14 protein-coding genes and 2 pseudogenes are annotated in these 21982 nt (G+C 70.5%); 10 read left to right on the top strand and 6 right to left on the bottom strand.

Going from position 1 to position 21982, the window contains the following annotated elements; genetic code table 11:
• Positions 1-29 precede the first annotated feature (29 nt).
• Genes ACO4JP_RS15035 through ACO4JP_RS15050 form a run of 4 tightly spaced genes read left to right on the top strand, consistent with a single transcriptional unit; the run spans position 30 to position 3415 of the window.
• Entirely contained in the window at positions 30-1280 is a 1251-nt protein-coding gene (locus ACO4JP_RS15035) for a CaiB/BaiF CoA transferase family protein (RefSeq protein ID WP_425954785.1), read from the top strand.
• Positions 1277-2083 (top strand): citryl-CoA lyase, encoded by an 807-nt coding sequence (locus ACO4JP_RS15040; RefSeq protein WP_425954786.1) that lies wholly within the window; start codon positions 1277-1279, stop codon positions 2081-2083. The genes ACO4JP_RS15035 and ACO4JP_RS15040 overlap by 4 nt, the downstream gene beginning before the upstream one ends.
• Before the next feature lie 28 nt (positions 2084-2111).
• Complete coding sequence (locus tag ACO4JP_RS15045) at positions 2112-3053, top strand: hypothetical protein (protein WP_425954787.1); 942 nt, start codon at positions 2112-2114, stop codon at positions 3051-3053.
• Positions 3050-3415, top strand: a complete 366-nt coding sequence (locus tag ACO4JP_RS15050; protein ID WP_425954788.1) for a hypothetical protein — start codon at positions 3050-3052, stop codon at positions 3413-3415. Before ACO4JP_RS15045 ends, ACO4JP_RS15050 begins: the two co-directional genes overlap by 4 nt.
• 7 nt (positions 3416-3422) lie before the next feature.
• Here the strand turns inward: ACO4JP_RS15050 and ACO4JP_RS15055 are convergent, their stop codons facing one another.
• Positions 3423-4877 (bottom strand): amidohydrolase family protein, encoded by a 1455-nt coding sequence (locus ACO4JP_RS15055; RefSeq protein WP_425954789.1) that lies wholly within the window; start codon positions 4875-4877, stop codon positions 3423-3425.
• Between the two features lie 332 nt (positions 4878-5209).
• A pseudogene (locus ACO4JP_RS15060) lies at positions 5210-5341 on the bottom strand (IS630 family transposase); the annotation flags it as partial.
• Positions 5342-6001: 660 nt separating this feature from the next.
• Here ACO4JP_RS15060 and ACO4JP_RS15065 point away from each other — a divergent pair.
• A pseudogene (locus tag ACO4JP_RS15065) lies at positions 6002-6379 on the top strand (transposase); the annotation flags it as partial.
• A gap of 755 nt (positions 6380-7134) precedes the next feature.
• Here the strand turns inward: ACO4JP_RS15065 and ACO4JP_RS15070 are convergent.
• The 3 genes from ACO4JP_RS15070 to ACO4JP_RS15080 all read right to left on the bottom strand — a co-directional run bounded on the left by ACO4JP_RS15070 (position 7135) and on the right by ACO4JP_RS15080 (position 15373).
• Positions 7135-11043, bottom strand: coding sequence for an RHS repeat-associated core domain-containing protein (locus ACO4JP_RS15070; protein ID WP_425954790.1), 3909 nt, complete (start codon positions 11041-11043; stop codon positions 7135-7137).
• Positions 11027-14083, bottom strand: a complete 3057-nt coding sequence (locus tag ACO4JP_RS15075; RefSeq protein ID WP_425954791.1) for a DUF6531 domain-containing protein — start codon at positions 14081-14083, stop codon at positions 11027-11029. Before ACO4JP_RS15075 ends, ACO4JP_RS15070 begins: the two co-directional genes overlap by 17 nt.
• Before the next feature lie 621 nt (positions 14084-14704).
• A complete protein-coding gene (locus ACO4JP_RS15080; protein ID WP_425954792.1) occupies positions 14705-15373 on the bottom strand; it encodes a hypothetical protein in 669 nt (222 codons plus the stop codon).
• A 427-nt stretch (positions 15374-15800) separates the two neighbouring features.
• On the opposite strand from ACO4JP_RS15080, the gene ACO4JP_RS15085 reads away from it, so the two are divergent.
• Entirely contained in the window at positions 15801-16733 is a 933-nt protein-coding gene (locus tag ACO4JP_RS15085) for a quinone oxidoreductase family protein (RefSeq protein WP_425954793.1), read from the top strand.
• Positions 16734-16745: 12 nt separating this feature from the next.
• On the opposite strand, the gene ACO4JP_RS15090 is transcribed toward ACO4JP_RS15085, so the two are convergent.
• Positions 16746-17375, bottom strand: a complete 630-nt coding sequence (locus ACO4JP_RS15090) for a TetR/AcrR family transcriptional regulator (RefSeq protein WP_425954794.1) — start codon at positions 17373-17375, stop codon at positions 16746-16748.
• Between the two features lie 190 nt (positions 17376-17565).
• Here ACO4JP_RS15090 and ACO4JP_RS15095 point away from each other — a divergent pair, with 190 nt between their 5' ends.
• The 4 genes from ACO4JP_RS15095 to ACO4JP_RS15110 all read left to right on the top strand — a co-directional run bounded on the left by ACO4JP_RS15095 (position 17566) and on the right by ACO4JP_RS15110 (position 21980).
• Positions 17566-19245: an ABC transporter substrate-binding protein gene (locus ACO4JP_RS15095; RefSeq protein ID WP_425954795.1), complete on the top strand. Its 1680-nt coding sequence runs from the start codon at positions 17566-17568 to the stop codon at positions 19243-19245.
• Between the two features lie 97 nt (positions 19246-19342).
• Positions 19343-20194 carry an ABC transporter ATP-binding protein gene (locus ACO4JP_RS15100; protein ID WP_425954796.1) on the top strand — a complete coding sequence of 284 codons (852 nt, stop codon included), beginning with the start codon at positions 19343-19345 and terminating at the stop codon, positions 20192-20194.
• On the top strand, positions 20191-20991 hold the full coding sequence (locus ACO4JP_RS15105) for an ABC transporter ATP-binding protein (protein ID WP_425954797.1): 801 nt from the start codon (positions 20191-20193) through the stop codon (positions 20989-20991). Before ACO4JP_RS15100 ends, ACO4JP_RS15105 begins: the two co-directional genes overlap by 4 nt.
• Complete coding sequence (locus tag ACO4JP_RS15110; RefSeq protein ID WP_425954798.1) at positions 20988-21980, top strand: ABC transporter permease; 993 nt, start codon at positions 20988-20990, stop codon at positions 21978-21980. Before ACO4JP_RS15105 ends, ACO4JP_RS15110 begins: the two co-directional genes overlap by 4 nt.
• Positions 21981-21982 lie beyond the last annotated feature (2 nt).

Here is a 21982-nt window from a genome sequence, read left to right on the forward strand (position 1 = left end):
GCCACCACACCTGAGCAAACCCTAGGGGCATGACGGAGTTCCGGACACCCGTCCGCCAGGCGGACGCCGACACCGAGCGCCTGCTCGAGGGCGTGCTGGTCGCCGACTTCTCGCGCGTGCTCGCCGGCCCGTACGCGACGATGCTGCTCGGCGACCTGGGCGCCACGGTCGTCAAGGTCGAGTCCCCCGGCGGCGACGACACGCGCACCTGGGTGCCCCCCGTGCGGCCCGACGGCGTCGGCACCTACTACGCGGCCGTCAACCGCAACAAGCGCTCCATCGTCCTGGACCTGCGCGACGACGCCGACCGCGCGGCCGCCCACGAGCTCGCGGCCCGCGCCGACGTCTTCGTCGAGAACTTCCGCCCCGGCGGCCTGGCGAAGTTCGGCCTGGACTACGAGTCCGTCGCCGCGAACAACCCCGGCATCGTCTACTCCTCGATCAGCGGGTTCGGCACCGGGCAGGGCGCGGCACTGCCCGGCTACGACCTCATCGTCCAGGCGATGAGCGGCCTCATGAGCCTCACCGGCGACGCCGACGGGCCGCCGTACCGCGCGGGCATCTCCGTCTTCGACGTCATGGCCGGCCTGCACTCCACCATCGGCATCCTCGCCGCGCTGCGGCACCGCGAACGCACCGGCCGCGGCCAGCACGTCGAGGCCTCGCTCATGGCCTCGGCGATGAGCGGGCTGGTCAACCAGACGATGGCCTACGTCGGCGCGGGCGTGACGCCCACGCGCATGGGCAACGCGCACCCCAGCCTCTTCCCGTACGAGGCGCTCGGCACCGCCGACGACGACCTCATCGTCGCGGCCGGCAACGACGCGCAGTTCCGCCGCCTCGCCGAGGTGCTCGGCATCCCCGAGGTGGCCGACGACCCGCGGTTCGCGGAGAACTCCGGGCGCACCGCTCGGCGCGACGAGCTGCGCCCGCTGCTCGAGGAGCGCCTGCGCACCCAGCCCGCCGCCGTCTGGTTCGACAAGCTGAACGACGCCGGCGTGCCGTGCGGCCCGATCGCCAGCATCGCTCAGGGCGTCGAGTACGCCGCCAAGCTCGGGCTCGAGCCGTTGGTCGACGTCGGCCGCGGGGACCGCGCGGTGCCCGGCGTGCGCCACCCGCTCGACTTCTCCGCCACGGCCCCGCGGTACGAGCTGCCGCCGCCGGCACTCGGCGAGCACTCCGCCGAGGTCCGGGCATGGCTCGGCGCACCCCGCGACGCGGCCCTGCCGCCCGTTCCGCCCGAGCCCTCGGGCACAGCGCATGAGGAGCCCGCGCCATGACCTACCCGACGTCGCTCGGCGTCTCCACGCCCACCCAGATCCGCCTGCTCGGCCAGGACCTCTCCGAGGACCTCATCGGGTCGGTGGGCTTCGGCGAGCTCGCGTTCTGGCTGGTCGCCCTGAGGCGCCCGAGCCCCAGCGAGACCCGCCTGTTCGAGGCGTGTCTCGTCGCGCTCGCCGACCACGGCTTCACCCCGACGGCGATCGCCGCGCGCCTCACCTACCTGTCCGCCCCCGACGCTCTCCAGGGCGCGCTTGCCGCGGGCCTGCTCGGCGGCGGCTCGCGCTTCCTCGGCGTCACCGAGGACACCGGGGCGTTCCTTGCGGAGGCGCTCGCCGAGGCCCGCGCGTCCGACGCCCTGCCCGAGCCGGACGCCGACGACGCCGCCTGGGACGCCCTCGCCGTCGAGGCCGTCGAACGGCAGACGGCGACCGGCAGCCGGGTCCCAGGCCTGGGCCATCACCTGCACAAGCAGCGCGACCCGCGCGTCGCGCGGCTGTACGCCGTCGCGCAGGAAGAGCACCTGGTGGGCCCGCACCTGAGGCTGTTCGCCGCCGTCGGGCGCGTGGCCGGCACCACTCTGGGCAAGGACCTGCCGCTCAACGGCGCGGGCGCCGTCGGCGCCGCGCTCGCCGACCTCGGGCTGCCCGTGGAGCTGCTGCGCGGGTTCGCCCTGCTGGCCCGCACCGCCGGCCTGCTCGGCCACCTGGCCGAGGAGACCCGCCACCCCATCGCCGGCCGGATCTTCGCCGCCGTCGAGGACGAGGCCGAGTACGTCCCCCCGGAGCCGCCCGAGGCCTGATCGGGCACGGATCGTTCGAAGGAGAATGATGGCCGAGCTCACCGCCGTGCTCGCGAGCACGCACCACCCCTTCTACTACAAGGCGACGACGTCGCCGCCCGACGAGCGGCCGCCGTTCGCCGCGGCGTGGAAGGCGAAGGTCGAGGCATACCGCGAGACGCTCACCGCGGCGGCCCCGGACGTGCTCGTCATGGTGGGCGCCGACCACTTCCACCAGTTCTTCCTCAGCGGGTTGCCGCAGTTTCTCGTCGGCAAGGCGCCGCGCTACGACGCGACGTTCTACAACGAGATCCGCGAGTTCGGTCTGCCCACCTACGTGCTCGACGGCGACACGGACCTCTCCGGGTACCTGCTCCAGGGCCTGATGGACCGCGACTTCGACATGGCGTTCAGCCACGAGCTCAAGATCGACCACTCGATCGTCTGCCCGATCATCACCACGCGGCCCCAGGCCGACCTGCCGGTCGTGCCCGTCTACACGAACATCTTCGCGCCGCCGATGCCGTCGCCCCGGCGCTTCTACCAGCTCGGCCGCGCGATCCGCGAGGTGATCGACGCCTACCCGCCGTACCTCAAGGTCGCGGCGATCGGCACCGGCCACCTGTCGCTCGAGCTCGGCGGCCCGCGCCAGTTCGGCGAGCACGGACCGGACCCCGAGTTCGACCGCAAGGCCATCGACTGGCTCGCCACGGGCGACGTCGACGCGATCCTCGAGAACGTCACGCACCAGTCGCTCGCCGCCGCCGGCAACGCGACCGCGGGCTTCATGGACCTCATCCTCATGCTCGGGGTCGCCGGGCCGGGTGCGGTCGCCGACTACGTCGACGAGCTCGACCTGTTCCACACCCGCGAGATGTACCTGACCTGGTACGCGAGCGGGGTGCCGGACGGCGCGCCGGTCCGGTCGCTCGCGCAGAACCGCAGCGAGCGGGGCCGTGCGGAGCAGAGCCTGGAGGCGGTGGCGCCATGACCACGTACTACGTCGACAAGTTCCTCTTCACGGTCGACCGCGACCCCGAGTGGCTCCGGCAGTACAAGGAGGACCCGGAGGGCTGCCTCGAGAAGTGGGAGAAGGAGGTGGGCTGCTGGCTCAACGACGCCGAGCGCACCACGTGCCTCGACCTCACCGACGAGGAGAGGGCGGCCCTGATCGGCCACGACTATGTGTGGCTGTTCGAGCACGGCGCGCACTTCTTCCTCAACCTGACGATCTTCATCGCCCTGTACGACGAGGAATACACGGCCCGCAGCGGCCCGCTGTCGTTCCAGCGCGAGTTCGGCGCCAGGCTGCAGCACTGGCTCGGCAAGGAGTACCCGAGCGTCGCGCTCTGAGCGCCGGTCACTCCTTCGACTTGTGCGTGTCCGCGCTCGCGTAGTCGGTGTACGTGTACGGGTTGTCGAGGACCTTGGACTCGGGGATCTCCGGGTTCATGCCCTTGACCCACTCCTCCTCGCCCAGCTGCCCGCGGAGGTACTCGACCGTCTCGCCGACGGCGGCGCGCGCGGCGCCGAGGTCCACGCCCACGAGCTTGTGGTCCCACTTGGCCACCTTCCCGTTGACGAGCACCGCCTGCACGTCCCCGCGCTGCGCCTGCATGACGACGTGCCCGTAGGGGTTGAGCAGCGGGAACATGACGGGCGAGTCCTCGTTGCGGATCAGCACCACGTCCGCGCGCCGGCCCGGCTCCAGGCTGCCGACGACGGAGCCGAGGCCCAGCGCGTCCGCCCCGCCGCGGGTGGCCCAGCCGACGACGTCCTCGCAGCGCAGCGAGATGTTCGTGACCGTGTCGCCGGTCGCGTGCGCCTCGTGGTGCTCGCGCGCCCGGTCGGCGTTGAGCGTCGCGCGCATGGCCGAGAAGCCGTCGCCGCTCCACCACACGCTCGTGTCGTTGGACAGCGAGATCGGGATCCCGTGCTTGCGGATCGACCAGCTCGACGGGTAGCCCTGCCCGCAGCTCGACTCCGACTCCGCGGCCACCGACGCGAACCCGCCGGTGCCGGCGATGCGCTGGTAGGAGTCGGTCGACAGCGTGGCCGCGTGCACGTAGATGTTCCCCTCCGTCATGAAGCCGTTCTCGTAGGCCAGCCGGATGCCGTCGTCGTTGGTGGCGCCCCACACGCCCGCGTGTGTGGTGACCTTGGCGCCGAGCTCGCGCGCGGCCTCGTAGGCGGCCTTCTCCGGGAACGCGGGGTCGCCGGTGACGTCGAACGCGAGCTGGAACCCGAACATCTCGTCGCGGGGGATCCGCCGGTTCACGAAGTCCGCGAGCTCGGGGCGCGTCGACCACTCCCAGGGCCCGGCCTGGATGTTGCCGTAGGCGAGCACGAACCGGCCGGGGGTCGCCTGCATCGCGTCGACGGCGGCCTCGGCGTGGTCGGTCGTCTGCAGGTTGTGCGACCAGTCGACGGTCGTGGTCACGCCGGCGTCGATCGCCTCTAGCGCGCCGACCAGGTTCCCGGCGTAGATGTCCTGCGGCCGGAACAGCTTGCCGTAGGACAGGTAGTTCCACACGAAGTACTGCGTCAGCGTCCAGTCGGCGCCGTAGCCGCGCATCGCCGTCTGCCACAGGTGCCGGTGGGTGTCGATCATGCCGGGCATGACGATGCCGCCCGAGGCGTCGACCTCCACGGTGCCCTCCGGCACCTCGAGGTGCGGCCCGACGGCGGCGACGTCGGTGCCGACGACCAGGACGTCCGCGTCGGGCAGGACGGTGCGCGCGTCGTCCATGGTCAGGACGGTCCCGCCGCGGAAGACGATGGGGCGGCCGGTCTCGGGTGCTGGTTTGCTGGTCATCGGACCCTCCGTCATCGCAGGTGCGCCGCGGCAGCCATCCGTCTGACGGACACGTGTCCGCTGGAGCCACACTACGACTCACGCGTGGCGGACGGCAACAGACGGCACGCCGCGGGAACGTTGGAATCCCGCCAGTTCTGGGTCACCGACGCCAAGGCCGCGTTGTCCGTGTCGCCCCGTAGGCGCGGGTCACCGTGGTGGTGCCGGAGGTGTCGGTCCTGGTGGAGGTGGTGCGCCGCCGGGGGTCGCGGCGCTGATCGCGGTGGCGGTCTGCGCGGTGTTGACCGGAGCGCGCGGCTTCACCGCGATCGCGCAGCGGGAAGGACGCCGGCGTAGAGGTCCACGACGTCGTGCACCTTGTCCACGAAGAACGGGTCGGTCGACAGCTTGAACCCCTCGACCCTATGCGGCTGCAGCCCGAACGCCCGCCACACGCGCGAGACCGTCGACTGCGACAGCCCCATCTGCTTAGGGCGGAGCAACGCCGAAGGTGTGATGCACAGACTGCTGCGCGCACCACCCAACCGCTCGGTCCCTGCGGGGTGCGCCTGCGGCAGCTCTCCACAAGCCCTCCACTGCTCAACCCTGGCTGGCCGTACGGCCCCGACGGCTCGCGATTACGCTCTCCCTCCGTGAGTCCTCGCCACGTCGTTTCGCAGCGCCCCACAGCGCACCGAAGCACCGCCCCCGTCACCGAGGGCATCCCCCGCGCGAGTGCTCCGTCGCACGCGCGCAGCTGGGTGCCGGTGCCGTCGTCGGCCCACGACGTGGTCGTCACGGCCGTCACTCTGGGACCGTCAAACACCGAAAGTGCGGAACACGGGCATTAATGATCGGGCTTGTCTGTTCGTTCTGGACCATTCCGATTCTCTCGGGTCACCAGTACCATTAGTGCGGTGCATATCAGGCCCGGTAGGAACCATAGTGGGTCAAACAGATATCCCGCTGCTCCAAAAATGCCGGCCGCAACGAAGAGTATGAAGACGGCCGCCCCGCGGAATCGCTTCACATTCAGACCTCCTCACCAGCCTCGGTGTGCCCCGCGTGTGACGCCGAGGCCCCACTTCAATGTCCCCATGCCGTAGTGGCGATACTTCATCCAAGAGCCAACACCGGGGGCGCGGAGATACCCGCACGCGGTCGCGACGTGGAAGGCCGCGTGGGAACGGTTCACGCCGTTCCTCGCGTTCCCGCCCGAGCTGCGCCGGGTCATCTACACCACGAACTCGATCGAGTCGCTGAACTACCAGCTGCGGAAGGTGACCAAGAACCGCGGCCACTTCCCGACCGACGACGCGGTGCGCAAGCTGCTGTGGCTCGCGATCTGCAACATCGAGGACAAGCGCGCCCGCGACCGGGCGAAGGAACGCGGCCTGCCCGCCGGCAAGCGCAAGGCGTCCGGCAGGCTCGTCGAGGGCCAGGTCACCACGAACTGGAAGCAAGCCCTGGCCCAGCTCGCGCTCGCCTACCCCGAGCGCATCAACCCCTACCTGACCTACTGACCAGGCCACTTACACAGAGAAGTTGACAGGCTCGTGGATACCGCCGTGGTGCGCCCCTGCACGTCGCCCAGCCATTACGCAGCTACGCGCTGTTCGGGAAGATTAGTCAAAGCGTGGGCCAGTTCACGATCGCCCACCGCACATCCGCGGGCATGTGGTTGAAGTCCATGCCCGAGACGAACACGCAGACCAAGTGCCCACGATGTCCCGAGACCGACTGCGCACGACGTCATGGGACACAACCGTCCACGATGTTCAAAGACTTCACACCGAAGGCCGCGCTACACCGTCAACTGTGATGAGCGGGCAAACGCGCTACAATCAACCGGCCGTGGACGTTACACGCCTAGCCGCACTGGCCGACGAACCATTCCAGAAATGGCACGTCTTTAGTCGGGACAACGATTTCCCAATCCCCTCGCTGGCTTGTTCCCGTCACTGACATCATGACTATGTCCTTCACCTTAACATCGCGAGCATCTGTTACTCCAGTGATCGCATACGGCGGGCGGCCTATCTGCTCAGCCAGCACAGACGCCGCTTGGGGTCCCTTTCCGATTGGGAGGACGTTGCGCACCAACCGCGACCCTGTGCGCACATATGCGCCGAGAAGCACCGTACCGCCTGCCTTAACGGCCTCGACATCCGCAGTGGTGGAATAGCGCTTTGACGGCACGATAAGCCGCGAGAGAATATCCAACCCGGTACGTGTACCCGAAGATCGACGAACGGGGGATTCAAATCGCTGAAAACGCCTATTCACTACGGTCTCCAGTACTTACGGTTGGAGAATAGCTTCCGCCGATCGCAGTTGCGGAGCCCCGGAATCTGAGCGAAGCAGCGGCGCGGAACGCCACCCTGCCCGCATACAATCCACCCACACTCGCGACCGCCCCGGCACCCGCCGCGGATAGATAACCGCGCCGGGTCTTACGTCCGGTACCGAGGCCATACGTCGCCGCCCCTGCCGCGGCTCCGAGCCCGGCCGTGACCGCATACGTTGCGATGAGGCCGCCGCACAAGCCAGCAGTTGCAGCGGCACATAGCGTGCCGCCAATCAGAGCTGCAGCAGTAACGCCGATCTTCGCATAGGTGCGCCAGTGCTTCTTGAAGTGATGGCCGATGGCTCTCCCCGCGCTGGGGGTCCATCGCCACGCGTTGGACGCCCAGGAGCGAGGTTGCCAGTGGCGCCATTCTCCGTTGAGATCGAAACTATTGATTGGATCCTGCGGGTAAGTGTAGGCGGTGGTGTTGCCGCCGGGAACGGGGTCGCGCGAGGTGAACTGGCCCGTGACGGCGTTGTAGAGGCGGGCGCCCATGAGGACCAACCCGGTGGTGTCGGTGGAGCGTTGCTTTGCCCCGAGCCAGCCGTAGGCCATGGCCCCGGTGGCGGGCACGTTCTTTGCGCTGGCCTCGGGTCGGGTGGCGGTCCCGTCGACGCCGACGCCGGCGGCGAGGTCGGTGGCCGGGTTGCCGTACTCGTCGTAGCAGGCGACCGCCCCGATGCCGGTGGCGTTTCCGGTGGCGGGCACGGCGACGGTGGTGATGGTGTCCCCGTGCGGGTCGGCCAGGTCCAGGGACGCGGCACCGTCGGTGACGGTGAACCCGAGGTCGCCGCCGATGGAGGACCCGTACACGCTGACCGACGCGGGGTCGGTCCCGGTCACGGACTGTGCCCAGGACGGGTTGTCCGACCCGTCGCCGTAGCGGCGGGTGACCGTGGTCGTCGCGCTCGCGTTCGTGGTGGTGGAGGCGGAGCGGCGACCGGCCGGGTCGAGCGTGAAGGTGGTCTTCGTGCCGTCCTGCTCGATGGATGCGGCGGCGTCGGTGTCGTAGTACCCGATCGTGACGTCACCGGCCGTCGGCGCCGCACCTGCCCCGACGGTCGCGGCGTTGGCCGGGGTGTCGATCGCGGGCAGAATCGTGACTCGTCCCAGGGCGTCGAACGTGTACTGGCCACCGCCGAAGCTGGTGTCGGTCCGGACGGGAGTGGCGTCTGCCTCGTCGGTGGTCCATGCGGTGGCGGTCACGGCGGCGCCGGCGGTCAGGCGGTCGGCCGCGTCAAATGCCGATCCCCAGTCCTTGGTCATCTGGAGCGTCTGACCGGTGGTGCAGTCACCGCCGTAAGTGCCGCTGGTCAGGCTCTGACGGTTGCCGTTGTCGTCGAACGTGTAGGCGCGGGTCTGGCACACGTCGGGGCGTGCGTCCGTCACGCTGGCCAGGCGGCCGGCGTTGTCGTACCGGTAGTCCAGGTTGCGCCCGATCGAGGTCTCTCCGGTCCCGGCGTTCGTCGAGGCGTGCGTGGTGCGGCCCTGCGCGTCGGAGTCCACCGCCCACCCCAGCAGCGGCACCGGGGTGCCGTCGGCGGCCGTGCCCTGGTAGCTGAGCGTGAGCAGCTGCCCGTCAGCAGAGTAGGTGTTCTCCTGCGACACCCCGGCCGGCAACGTCTGGGTGAGCAGGTCGCCCAGCCCGTCCCACGTCGCGGCGTACGTGTAGGTCTTGCCACCGGTGGTGGTGGCCTGCGAGGTCACGTTCCCCGAGCCGTTGTAGCCGTAGGTCACGGCCGACTTGGAGTCGGTCACCGTCTTGACCGAACCCGCCCCCGGCTGCCCCGACGGGACATACACGGTCGTGGTCAGCTCGTTGTTGGCGTCGCGGTACTGCGTGGTCCGACCCCACGTGTCGAACACCGTGCTGATCCGACCGGTCTCGGCGTCGGTGTCCGGGTTCCGGCTGGCCGTGTAGTCGACGAGCCCGTCAGCGGTGTAGTGCGTGAACGTGTCGTCCACCGGGGTCGAGCCGGTCAGCGCGTCCACGGCCGTGTGCGACAGGGTCGGGCGCCCCGCCGTGTCGAAAGTCGTCGTCGTGGTGCGCGTGGTCGCACCGGCGACGTCCGTCGTCTCGGCCGCGTCCAGCCACAGCGAGTACTTCGTCGTGGCCTGCGTCGGCACGCTTGGGCTGCCGTCGGCGGGCGCCGTCTGACAGACCAGCCCCGCCCACTCCACGTGGTTGCGGCAGTCGGCGACTGCCGCCGCCCCGTCCGCGGTGTAGTAGGTGGTCAGCAACGTGCCTGCGTCGGTTCCGTCCGACTTCGCCCCGACCGTCTTGGTCGTGCGCCCCTCGGCGTCGAACTGGGTCTTGGTGGTGATCCCGGCGTTCGCGGCGAAGTCGGTCACCGTGGTGGAGACCGTCGGCATCCCCAGCACCCAGCCGGACGTCTTGCCCAGCCGGTCCGCACCGTCGATCGGGTCGTACCCGCTGATGGTGCGCGACAGCACCGCCTCACCCGGCTCGGAGGTCGTGTCCAGGGCGTCGACCTGGGTGGTCGTGACCGCGGTCGGCAGGCCCCACGCCAGGCCCGTGGCCGGGTTCACACCGTGGTTCAGGTCCGCGGCGCCCGCGTCGTAGTCGGTGTGGGTGTGCACCCGGACCCTGACCCGGCCCTCGCCCGCGTCCGTGAACGGCGCCCACGTGTCGGTCACCCGGGTCCCGGCCGCCGCGATCACCGCGCCGGCCGCCACGGTGCCCACACCGTTCGGGCCGTCCGCGACGGCAGGGGAGAGGATGTCGGAGTCGTTGTACGCCGTGACGGTGGCGTACGAGTCCAGCTCGTCCTGAGCCAGGGCGCTCGCCCCGCCCTCGGCGAGGATCCCGGCGATACCGCGCGCGTCCAGCGACCTGATGACGTTGTACGTCGGGGCCGTCGCCGACCCGCGGACCTCGTCGTCGTACACGGTCCGTGTGAACTGCCAGGCTCCCTCGCTCGAGGAGGCCGTGTTGACCACCCGCCCGTTGGCGTCGGTGTACTGCAGGTCCCCAAACGGCCAGTCGGCCGCGGCCATCGCGGCCGGGCTCGACGTCGACACCGGATGGTCGGGCCCGAACACCGCCGCCCCATACACCGGCACGTCGTCCTGCCCCCACCGGCCCACACCCACCGCCGGGTCAAGCGACCCGTCGGCCAGCATGGCCGTGCGCATGTCCGGCAGGCCGGCCACCACCGCGGCCGGGTTGATGCCGTACACCATCCGGGCGACCTGCGCCGTCCCGCCGGCGGGGTCCGGGCGCGTCACCGCCTGCAGCCCGTGACCGTCCAGGGCGGCCCCGTCACTGCCGGTGACCGGCCCGTAGGTCAGGGTGTACGACTCCTGCCCAAGCGTGGGCCGGTCGCCGGTCAGCAGCGGCTGGCCGGAGGTCGAGCTGCCCGAGTACGAGTACCGGTGTGCGATGCCGGTGCGCGGGTCGGTGACCTGCTTGAGGTAGCCCGACGCGTCGTACAGATAGTTGGTGACGGGCACCGTGGCCATGGCCCCGCGGACGGGCTGGCCGTCCGCGCCCGTAGTGCCGGTGTCCTTGTCCGGGTCCCACGCGGTGTAGTCGATGCTCGTCACGCGTCCCAGGTAGGCACCCTCGGCCGCGCCCGTGGCCGTGGTCGCGGTGGCATACCGGACGGTCAGCGCCCGGCACCCCTTGACCAGGGTCGCGCACGAGACCGCGGGCGTGCCGTCGCCCTTCGCGGGCACGGCGCCGAGGATCTGCGTCACCCGGCCGGTCTTGGAGTCGTGGGTGTACGTCGTCGCCGAGACCGAGCCGGGCTGGGTCACCTCGGTGGCCTGCCACGTGTCCGCGGCCTTGTCGTTGTTGGTGTCAGTCCAGGTGAACACGGTCTTGACCCCGGCCGCGTACCGAGTAGGTCATCGACGTCTGGCTCGCCGCCACGACCAGGACGCCGCCGTCGTCCTTGGTGTCCTGGTCGGCCGCGGTGTACGTGCCCTTCTTGCGCAGCTCATGCCCGGTGCCCGGCTGACGGAACGTCAGCGCGTCCCCCGCGTCGTCGAACAGCACCATCGTGCCGTCCCAGCCGGTCTCGTCATCCACCTGCCAGCCCGCCACCCCCCAGTCGTCCCCGTCGAACGACGCCGACCATCCCGGCCCGAACACCGGGTCCGTCTCCGGCGCGGCGAGCGAGGAGTAGGTGCGCGACACGCTCAGCGAGCCCGTGTACGCCGGCACGGTCACATCGGTGTCGGAGGTCTGGAACTCCCCGGTCCACAACGCCACCTGCCCCGGCCCGGCCTCGGCGGTCGGGAAGTCGTCCCCGAACGCGTGCGGCACCCGCGTCACCGTCGGCCGCACCGACTCCTTCGAGCTGTTCCACGTGCAGCGCGTCGTGCCCGTGGAGTAGGCGAAGCAGACCTGGACCGCCAGCCGCACCGGCACACGGCTGTAGTCCACAGCCGGGTGCAAGGCCGGGTCGTTCTTCATCGCCGCGACCACCGACGCCGCCGACCACGGCTTGGAGTACGAGACCGCAGCGCCCGCCGCGAACGTCTGCGCGGAGTTGTCGATCTTCGTCCACCCCGACGTCGACCCGTTCGCCGTGCTGTCCCCCGCCGCCGCGGTCCCATCCGAGACCCGCCAGTACGCCGTGGCGGTCACCGCACCGGCCGCGTCCGGCGGCCCCGAGGCCGTGGTCGTGAACAGGTCGGTCGACTTGCGCCCGTCGGCCGGGCCGCTCAGCGTCGCCCCGCCCGCACCGAAGTTGAACGTCTGGGTGGCCGACGGCCAACCCGCCTTGTCGAGCGCCTGCACCTGCAGCTTGTGCGCCCCGCCGGTCGGTGCCCACGACAACGTGGTCGACGTCGTCCCCGGGTTCAGCACCGTCCAGGCGGCGTCGGAGTCCTTCTTGTACTGGAACTTGACCACGTCCGAGGAGGTGGACTTGAACGTGAACGTGTTGCTCGTGGCAGCGGTGTCCCTCCACTGCCCGTTCGTGTACCCGGACGCCGTCACCGTCGGTGTCACGGGCGGGGTCAGGTCGACGATGAACGTCCACAGCTTCCGCGACGCCGTGGACAGCAACGTCCCGTCGTTCGCCCACACCTCGGCGGTGTAGGTGGCCCCGTCCACGAGCGGTGCCCAGCTGGTCGACGGGGTCGCCGTCGACGTCCCGCCCGAGGCGACCATCGTGCCGTTCATGTTGCTCCAGAACGCCGTCCCGGCCGTCGTGGTCCCCGAGTGGACGGTCCAGGTGGCTCGGACGTCGCCGCCGTCCGGGTCGGTGACCGGCTGGAACAGCTTCGGGCGGACATTCTTCACGTACAGCGTCCCCGACGTGTCCGGGTACCACGTGTGGTAGGACAGGTTGCCGCCGCTACCGGGCGTGTTCGGGTAGGAGTTGTACGTCACGGTCAAGGTCGGCTTGCCCGTGGCGGCGTTGCCCGAGCTGAACTTCTTCCACCCGTACGGGTCGGTCTCGCTGGTCGCGCGCAGCATCATCCCGCGCACACCCTGACCACTGTCTCCGGACCACGCCTTGACCAGCGAGGTCACGTCCACGCTCGACGTGGCCGCCGGACACCCCGCGTCGTGCCCGCGCGTGTCCGTCGAAGAGGAGAACTTCGACCCCAGGCCCGGCTGGGATGTCCACCGGGTGTCCGTCGAGGCGGTGTACGCCGACCAGACCTCCCACGAGGTGGCCGTGCACGAGTAGGACCAGAACTGCCACAGCTTCAGCGTGGCCTTCGAGACCACCTTGCCCTTGATCGGCGGAGCGTCCACGTTCAGATACGAGCGGGCCACGTGCGTCCCGTCATACGTGCCCACCCGCAGCTCGCCCGACGCCGACTGATCCGACGAAAAGTCCGACTCCACGAACGCGTCGAACGTGAAGGACAAGTCCACCGTCGGGTCCACCACAACCGGGAACAACATGTCCGGGTCCGCGAGCATCTCCGCGACCGTGCGGGCCCCCGGCGCGGCGGCCACACCCGCCCCGGCTGCGTCCGGGACCGTCAGGTTCAACGCGGCCACCCGGCCGTGATCGGTGACTGCCACGCCCGTCGCGACCGGCACCTGCGCCGGGTCCGCCGCCACCGGCGCGGCAGCGACGTCGCGGGCCGCCGCCGCGCGCTGCGTCTGCGCCTGCCCCTGGGCGGTGCCCGCCCACAGCCCCGGCTGCGCGGCCGGGTCGAACGGCTCGGTCACCGGGTTCGCCCGCTGCAGGTCCGCTCCGTGGTCCCACATCAGCGGCGTCGCCACCGAGGCCACCACGTCCCCGTCCGCGCTCGTGACCCGGGCGACGTCACCCCCACGCGCCCCATCCGGCCCCGCCTGCACCCGCGCCGCCGTACTTTGCGCCCCTGGGGTACGCAGCCCCGTCGACAGCTCGAGCGCGGCCGGGACCGCGGGACGGTCCTTGACCACGAAGAACTGCTCGAGCCCCGACCCGGTGACCTCGACCACCATGTCCACACCCGGTTGCACATCCGGGTACGTCGCCCGAGGACCGGCCACCGTCGGGGCCGGCAGGTCCCCCGGATACGTCAGCTGGGAGGCCGCACCCGACCCCGGGTCGGTGAACGACGCCACCACCGACGACCCGCCCGTGGCGGTCGTCGCCCCGGCGATCTCGACGTCCCCGACCTGCGCGACCGGCGAGAACGACCCATCACCGTTGGCTCGCAGGTTCGAGTCGGCCGCCGCCCAATCGTCCAGGCGCGTCCCGTCCCCGCCGCGCCGGACCCACACGTCACCCGTGGCCATCGCCGACTGCCACGACCCATCCGGCAGCGCGAACGTGGACGACGTCGTCGTGCGTTGCGACAGGTCCTCCACCCGCTCGCCCGCCAGGCGTGCGTTCACCGACGCGGACACCGCACCCGGCGCCGTCAGGTCGCCCTGCGGGTCTCGCACCGAGCTCACGCCGCCAGTGGTTGCAGTGGGCGCGGAGGTGGGCACTGAAGCCGGCGTGGACGCGTTCGCGGGCACCACGAGCCCTGCAGCGAGCACCGCAGCCGATGTCCCGGCCGCGGCCAGCACAGCCCTCCGCGACCACCGACCGGGCACACCAACAAGCGACACCAACGCACGCACAGCGCACTCCCATGACACCGAGCCCGGGAGCACCCGAGCGGAGGCCACCGGCCTCCACCACGGAGCCGGCCCCAGCCCGGGAGCCAGCAACACTGCGGATCGCTCTGGTGAACGCAGAACATAGCCACTACTTCACCCGAGCAACAAATTCGGCTCCTCAGGGCGTTCGGTCGTGAGCGCGGCGCACGCGAACACCGAGACCTGGACGCTCCGGGTCGCCGCCTTCCATCACACGCATGGGCACCAGCCCCGTCAGTACACGGCCCTCTCCGCGCACGGCGGACGAGGTCCGGCTCGGCCGCGGGCTCCACCACACCCGGGCAGCGCGAGGGAGGGCCGACTGACAAGCGGGGCGCACGCGCAACCTCTCAACCGCATTCGATGTGTGCCCTGTACTGCCGCGGATGCTAGGCCGGGAGCCTGTCATCGCAGGTCAGCGCACGGATCTCTCTACGGACTGCCCGGCGATACACATCCTTGTTGACGTAGCACGCCATGTGCTCCAGGCCCAGGTAACGGTAGCCGCCCGTCAGATCGGGGCGCGGACCGCGGGCCCGTTCCTCGAACGCGGCGGCCGCCCTCGGGTTCTCGGTCCGCGCCCGCAGGTATGCCGCGACCATCGCCGACTGCTCGTACCGCCCCTGCCAGCCGATGCCGGGGGCCTCGACCATGCCAAGCACGAACAGGCCGGGCGCGTCCGGGTTCACGACGTTGAGGTACAGGTCCGGGGCCGCCGGCGCCTCCCAGCGCAGCAGCGCGGGGTCGATGAACGGGGTAGTGCAGCCGGTACCCGGTGGCGAGGACCACGACGTCGTACGTGCCGCGCGTGCCGTCACGGAACACGACGTGGTGCCCGTCGAACCGCTCGACGTCGGCGCGCACGGCCAGGTCGCCGTGGCCCAGGTGGTGCAGCACCAGCGAGTTGACGATCGGGTGCGACTCGTAGATCCGGTGGTCCGGCTCCGGGAACCCGAAGCGCACCGGATCCCCCGTGAGGAGCTTGAGCAGCCGCCCGTCGACGGCCTGCCTGAGCCGGGCCGGCAGCCGGCGGCCCGGGCGGAGTGTGTCCGCCGGGCGGCCCAGCACGTACTTGGGCACGAAGTGGTACCCGCGCCGCACCGAGAGCGAGGGCCGGCCTCCACCACGGAGCTGGCCCCAGCCCGGAAGCCCGCAACACTGCGGATCGCTCTGGTGCGCCGACAGTAGCGTCAGGCAAACAACACCGCGCCCCTGGACAAGCGAACTTCACCCTCGGTCTCGATGGTCGTGCCATCGAACGCGAAGCGGTCCCAGCAAGACCAGGCCGGCCTCGCCCTCGGCGGCGAATCGGGCTGGCCAGTACCGCACGTGTCGACGACGGTCACTCCTCGGGCGGACGTTCGGCATGAACGGAGCGATCCGCTCCCACTGCTCATCGGTCGACACCTCGGTCCGCGAGCTCACGCCCGAGGCTGCCGCGCACCTCACCAAGAGGTTTCGAGACAAGCCAGTTCCGGTGCAGGTCAGCGCGTTGCCGCTCCCGCAGGCCGGAGTCACACTACGACTCATGAGAGCCGCCGTCATCACCCTCGCGGGAGTCGCGCCGGCCCACGCCGAGCACCCCGACCCGGCGCCCGCGCCGGGGCGCACCGTCGTCCGCGTCGAGGCGGCGCCGATCGCGCCGCTCGACCTGCTCGCGGCGAGCGGCACGTCGTACTTCGGCGTCCCCGCCACGCCCTATGTACCGGGGGTCCAGGGCGTCGGCCGCACGCCCGACGGCACCCCCGTCTGGTTCTCCACCGACGCCGGCATGCGGCCCGGCGACGGCAGCCTCGCCGAGCTGTGCTCGGTCGCCGACGGCGACCTCGTCCCGCTGCCCGACGGCGTCACGCCGGTGCAGGCGGCGGCGCTCGGGCTCTCGGCCGTCGCGGCGTGGGTGATCCTCACCGACTCGGCCCGGTTGGCCGCGGGCGAGCGCGTGCTCGTGCTCGGCGCGGGCGGGATCGTCGGGCAGGTCGCCGTCCAGGCCGCGCGCGTGCTCGGCGCCTCCCGCGTCGTCGGTGCCGCCCGCAGCGCCGCCGCACGGGCGCGCGCCGACGACGACGAGCCCGCCGCGCTCGCCGCTCGGCTGCGCGATGCCCTCGGCGGGGAGGCGGACGTCGTCGTCGACCCGCTGTGCGGGGTGCCCGGCACGGCCGGGGCGCTCGCGCTCGCGCCCGGCGGGCGGCTGGTGAACCTCGGCTCGGAGGCCGGCCCCACCCTGGCGGTGGACTCGGCGTCGATCCGCGCGCGGCACGCCGCGGTGCTGGGCTACACGAACAACGCGCTCTCGCCCGCGCAGCGACGCACGGCGCTGGAGGCCGTGCTGGGCCACGCCGCGGCCGGGCGGATCATCGTCGGGCACCACGAGTGCCCGCTCGACGACGTCACCGCCGCGTGGGAGCGGCAGGCGGCGCGCAGCGGCACGCGGCAGGTGGTCCGGATCGCCGCCGGCCGCTGAGGGCGCCGGCCCTCAGAGCGGCGTCTGCCGCGGCGCCAGCACCTGCGCGACGATCGCCTCGATCGCGAAGGCGCTCGCCCCCGCGAGCTCCACGGCCGTCGGGTCCAACAGCCACTGGACCTGCAGGCCGTCCATCACGGCGAGGATCGACGCCGCGGCCATGTCGATGGTGGCGGGCTCGGTGACGCCCTCCTCCACGCACATGACGTGGAACGCGTGCGCCACCTCTTCCCGCAGGGTCGTGTACCGCCGCTCGAAGAAGTGGCGTGCGGGATGGTCGTCGGTGACCGACTCGGCCGAGAGCACGGCGTACGTCTGGACGATGCCGGCGCGGTGGGCGTTGAGGAACGCCGTGCGCACCAGGTGCCGGAACAGGTCGGCGCCGTCGGGGATGTGGTGCTCGGGGAGCTCTTCCACGTCGGTCTCGTCGCGGTACTGCAGCACCTCGAGCAGCAGCGCGTTCTTGGACCCGAAGTGGTGGAGGATCCCGGCGTGGGTCATGCCGACCTGCTCGGCGATCTCGGTGAGCGGACCTTTGTTGTAGCCTTTCGCGCCGAACGTCACCATCGCGGCGCGCAGGATCTCCTCACGCCGCGCCCGCGTCTCCGGGCGCGACCGGCGCTCCGGCCTGCTGGATGCCATCTCGTCCACTTCCCCTCCGCCGGCGCCGCGTCCGCCGCCCCGAGGCGCCGTTGCCGAACCGTGACGTGCTTTCATCCGCATCTGGTTGAGTCGCTTACTAACCGGACTGTAACCTCCTGCCAGCGCACTCGACGACGAGGTGCACCCGGCGCGTCCGGGTGCCGCGCAGACATCTCGATGAGGAGTTGACATGAGGTCGAAGATCACTGCCGCGGTGGCGACCGCCGCCGTTGCAGCCTTTCTCCTGACCGCCTGCGGAGGCGGTGGCAACGGTTCCGGCGACGCAACCTCGAAGGAGCCGGCAGCAAGCGGAGCGGCGCTGACGGTCGCGAAGCCCGACGGCGCGATCTCCACGGAGTCGAACAACCCGTGGCTCGGCGACTCGTCGGCCAACAAGCTCGGCTACAAGAACGTGCTGTTCGAGCCGCTCGCGATGGTCAACCCCGTCGGCAAGAACGAGACGACGCCGTGGCTCGCCGAGAAGGTCACGTGGAACGACGACTACACCGAGCTGCGCGTCACCCCGCGGTCGGGCGTCAAGTGGAACGACGGCCAGGACTTCACGGCCGACGACATCGTCTTCACGTTCAACCTGATCAAGAACAACAAGGCGCTGGACACCGGAAACCTGCAGCTGACGGACGTCGCCAAGGACGGCAACGACGTCGTGCTGAAGTTCGCCGAGTCGAAGTTCGTCAAGCAGGCGCAGGTGCTGCACATCGACATCGTGCCCGAGCACATCTGGAAGGACGTCAAGGACCCCACGACGTTCACCAACGCGGGCAAGCCCGTCGGCACCGGCCCGTACACGCTGGACAGCTTCACCAGCCAGTCCGTCACGATGAAGGCCCGTGACGACTACTGGGGCGGCAAGCTCGCCGTGCCGACGCTGTACTACGTCTCGTACAACGACAACACCGCCCTCACCACCGCGCTCGCCAACGGCGAGGCCGACTGGGCGCAGGCGTTCATCTCCAACATCAAGAGCGCCTACCTCGACAAGGACGCGGACCACAACGTGTTCTGGGCGGCCAACACGATGTCGCCGGACGTGCTGTTCGTGAACACGCAGCGCAAGCCGTTCAACGACCTCGCCTTCCGCAAGGCCGTCAACATGGTCATCGACCGGCCGTCGCACACCAAGATCGCCCGTGAGGACGCGGGCCCGGTGCTCACCAGCATCACCGGACTCCCCACCCCGGTCGGCGAGCAGTACATCGCCCCGGAGTACCAGGGCAAGGAGTTCTCGATCGACGTCGACGGCGCGAAGAAGGTGCTCACCGACGCCGGCTACACCTGGGCCGGCGGCAAGCTGATCGACCCCAGCGGCGCGCCCGTCTCGTTCACCCTCCAGGTCCCGCAGGGCTGGAACGACTACGTCACCGGCATCAGCCTCATCGCCGACCAGGTCAAGAAGACCCTCGGTGCGGACGCCAAGGTGGACACCCCTGACGTCGATACCTGGTGGGCTGCCAAGCGCTCCGGCGACTTCGACGCGATCATGCACTGGACCGACAGCGGCACCACGCCGTACGACCTGTACTCCGACACGATGGACGGCCGCTGGCTCAAGGCCGGCAAGGACGTGGACTACAACTTCGGCCGCTTCACCGACGACAAGGTGACCGCGCTGCTGAACACGTACGCCACGGCCTCCTCGGCCGACGAGCGGAACGCCGCGCTCGTCGAGATCCAGAAGACCTTCGTCGAGCAGGTGCCGGTCATCCCGGTCGGCACGCACCCGGTCCTGGCCGAGTACAACACCCGCAACTACGTGGGCTGGCCGAGCGAGGACGACCAGTACGCCACGGCCGACCCGCTGCAGCCTTCCGCCGCGATGGTCGTGACCAAGCTCAAGCCCGCGAACTGAGCCGCACCACCTGATGGCCGAGCGTGCCGGGACCCCTCTCGGCGCGCTCGGCCACCGGGCGTGTTCGGTCTCCCCGAATCTGAACGGATACAACGCTGTGACCAGTGAGAACGTGCTCACGGTCCGCGACTTCAGCGTGGTGTACGACGTCGACCCCCCTGTCGAGGCGGTCGTCGACGTGTCGCTCGAGCTGAAGCGCGGCGAGATCCTCGGCCTGGCCGGTGAGTCCGGCTGCGGCAAGACGACGTTGGCGTACGGCATCCAGCGCCTGCTCAAGCCGCCCGCCGTCATCACCTCCGGAAGCGTGGTCTTCCACGACGAGTCCGGGACCGACGTCGACCTGCTCGCCCTGAACGACGCCGCGCTCCAGCGCTTCCGCTGGGACAAGGCCTCCATGGTGTTCCAGGGCGCGATGAACGCCCTGAACCCGGTGCTGCCGATCGGCGAGCAGCTCGAGGACGTCTTCGAGACCCACCGGCCCCGGATGAGCCGCGAGGAGCGCGCCCACGAGTGCGCGCAGCTGCTCGAGATCGTCGGCGTCGGCCGCGACCGCCTGCGGTCGTACCCGCACGAGCTGTCCGGCGGCATGCGGCAGCGCGTGATGATCGCGATGGCGCTGGCGCTGCGCCCGCAGCTCATGGTCATGGACGAGCCGACGACGGCGCTGGACGTGCTGGTGCAGCGCGAGATCCTGGAGCAGATCTCCGAGCTGCGCGAGGAGTTCGGCTTCTCCGTCATCTTCATCACGCACGACCTGCCGCTGCTGCTCGAGATCTCCGACCGCATCGCCATCATGAAGGCGGGACGCATCGTCGAGCTCGGCACGGCGTCGAACATCTACCACCACGCGCAGCACGAGTACACCCGCCGGCTGCTGGGCTCGTTCCCGAGCCTCACGGGCGACCGCGGCGGGTTCCTGCGCGCCAGCGAGCAGGAGGGGGCGGCATGACCACCCTGGAGCTGAAGGGCGTCTCGAAGAGGTACCGCGTGCGCGGCAGCGGCACGATGCTCGCGCTGGACGACGTCGACGTCACCGTCACCTCGGGCCGCACGGTGGCCCTCGTGGGCCAGTCCGGGTCCGGCAAGTCGACGATCGCGAAGATCGTCACCCAGCTGGAGCGCGCGACGTCGGGGCAGGTGCTGCTGGACGGCACCCCGATCCCCCGTCGCGGCAAGGCGCTGCGGCGGTACCGCCAGCAGGTGCGCATGGTCTTCCAGGACCCGTTCGCGTCGCTGAACCCGTACCACCCCATCCGTCACCACCTCGAGCGGCCGCTGCGGCTCGACCATGTGGTGCCCAAGGCAGACGTCGAGTCCGAGATCGTGCGCCTGCTCGAGCTCGTGCGGCTCGACCCCGCCGCGACGATCGACCGTCGCCCGCACGAGCTGTCCGGCGGTCAGCGGCAGCGTGTCGCCATCGCGCGCGCCATCGCGTCGCGGCCGGCGCTGCTGGTGGCCGACGAGCCCGTCTCGATGCTCGACGTGTCGATCCGGCTCGGCGTGCTGAACCTCCTCGCGGAGCTCCAGCGGTCCCAGAACCTCGGCGTCCTGTACATCACGCACGACCTGGCCACGGCCCGGCACTTCTCGGACGAGATCATGGTGCTCAACCACGGCCGCGTCGTCGAGCAGGGCCCGTCCGACGAGGTGATCCTCAACCCGCAGCACGAGTACACGAAGGCGCTGCTGGCGGCCTCGCCCGACCCCGACAAGCACTTTGCGAGCGCCGAGGGGGGCGCACGATGAACACCTTGCGCTTCTTCGCCCGCCGGACCGGCTTCTACCTGTTCACGGCCTGGGCGGCCATCACCATCAACTTCCTCCTGCCCCGGTTCATGAAGGGCGACCCGATCCAGGCGTACCTCGCCCGCAACCAGGGCCGGGTCTCCCCCGAGGCCACCGAGTCGCTGAAGATCCTGTTCGGCCTCAACACCGACAAGTCGCTGCTCGAGCAGTACGCCGACTACTGGCGCCTGATGCTCTCGGGCGACCTGGGCCGCTCGCTCTCGCACGGCCTGGCGCCGGTGACCGACGTGATCGCCTCGGCCCTGCCGTGGACGATCGGCCTGGTCGGCATCGCGACGATCCTGAGCTTCGCGATCGGCACGCTGCTGGGCTCGCTCATCGGCTGGAACCGCGGCTCGCGCGCCGACGTGATCGTGCCGATCTCGACGTTCTTCTCGACGGTCCCGTACTTCTGGATGGGCCTCATCGCGATCGCCGTCTTCGGCTCGAACCTGGGCTGGTTCCCGACGTCGCACGCCTACGGCCAGGGCACGGTCCCGGCCTGGAACCTCGACTTCATCCTCGAGGTGATCCACCACGGCACCCTGCCGGCGATGACGATCGTCATCGCCTCGCTCGGCGGCTGGATCCTCGGCATGCGCAACATGATGATCACGATCCTCGACGAGGACTACGTGACGGTCGCGCAGGCCAAGGGCCTGCCGGCCCGCCGCGTGCTGAGCCGCTACGCGTCTCGCAACGCGGTGCTGCCGCAGATCCAGAGCTTCGCCCTCGCGCTCGGCTTCATCGTCGGCGGCACGCTCGTCATGGAGCTGGTGTTCTCCTACCCGGGCGTCGGCAAGATGCTGCTGGACGCGACCGCCGCCAAGGACTACCCGCTCATGCAGGGCCTGTTCCTGATCATCACCCTCACGGTGCTCGTCGCCAACATCCTGGCCGACGTCGCCTACGCCGTCCTCGACCCGCGCACGCGCCAGACGGAGGCCTGAGC

It is taken from the genome of Xylanimonas sp. McL0601, from assembly GCF_049852175.1.
GTDB lineage: Bacteria > Actinomycetota > Actinomycetes > Actinomycetales > Cellulomonadaceae > Xylanimonas.

What these genes read in the sequence shown, in the direction of transcription:
- ACO4JP_RS15035 (WP_425954785.1), top strand. Translation starts at nt 30, where the DNA reads ATGACGGAGTTCCGGACACCCGTCCGCCAGGCGGACGCCGACACCGAG.
- ACO4JP_RS15040 (WP_425954786.1), top strand. Translation starts at nt 1,277, where the DNA reads ATGACCTACCCGACGTCGCTCGGCGTCTCCACGCCCACCCAGATCCGC.
- ACO4JP_RS15045 (WP_425954787.1), top strand. Translation starts at nt 2,112, where the DNA reads ATGGCCGAGCTCACCGCCGTGCTCGCGAGCACGCACCACCCCTTCTAC.
- ACO4JP_RS15050 (WP_425954788.1), top strand. Translation starts at nt 3,050, where the DNA reads ATGACCACGTACTACGTCGACAAGTTCCTCTTCACGGTCGACCGCGAC.
- ACO4JP_RS15055 (WP_425954789.1), bottom strand. Translation starts at nt 4,877, where the DNA reads ATGACCAGCAAACCAGCACCCGAGACCGGCCGCCCCATCGTCTTCCGC.
- ACO4JP_RS15085 (WP_425954793.1), top strand. Translation starts at nt 15,801, where the DNA reads ATGAGAGCCGCCGTCATCACCCTCGCGGGAGTCGCGCCGGCCCACGCC.
- ACO4JP_RS15090 (WP_425954794.1), bottom strand. Translation starts at nt 17,375, where the DNA reads ATGGCATCCAGCAGGCCGGAGCGCCGGTCGCGCCCGGAGACGCGGGCG.
- ACO4JP_RS15095 (WP_425954795.1), top strand. Translation starts at nt 17,566, where the DNA reads ATGAGGTCGAAGATCACTGCCGCGGTGGCGACCGCCGCCGTTGCAGCC.
- ACO4JP_RS15105 (WP_425954797.1), top strand. Translation starts at nt 20,191, where the DNA reads ATGACCACCCTGGAGCTGAAGGGCGTCTCGAAGAGGTACCGCGTGCGC.
- ACO4JP_RS15110 (WP_425954798.1), top strand. Translation starts at nt 20,988, where the DNA reads ATGAACACCTTGCGCTTCTTCGCCCGCCGGACCGGCTTCTACCTGTTC.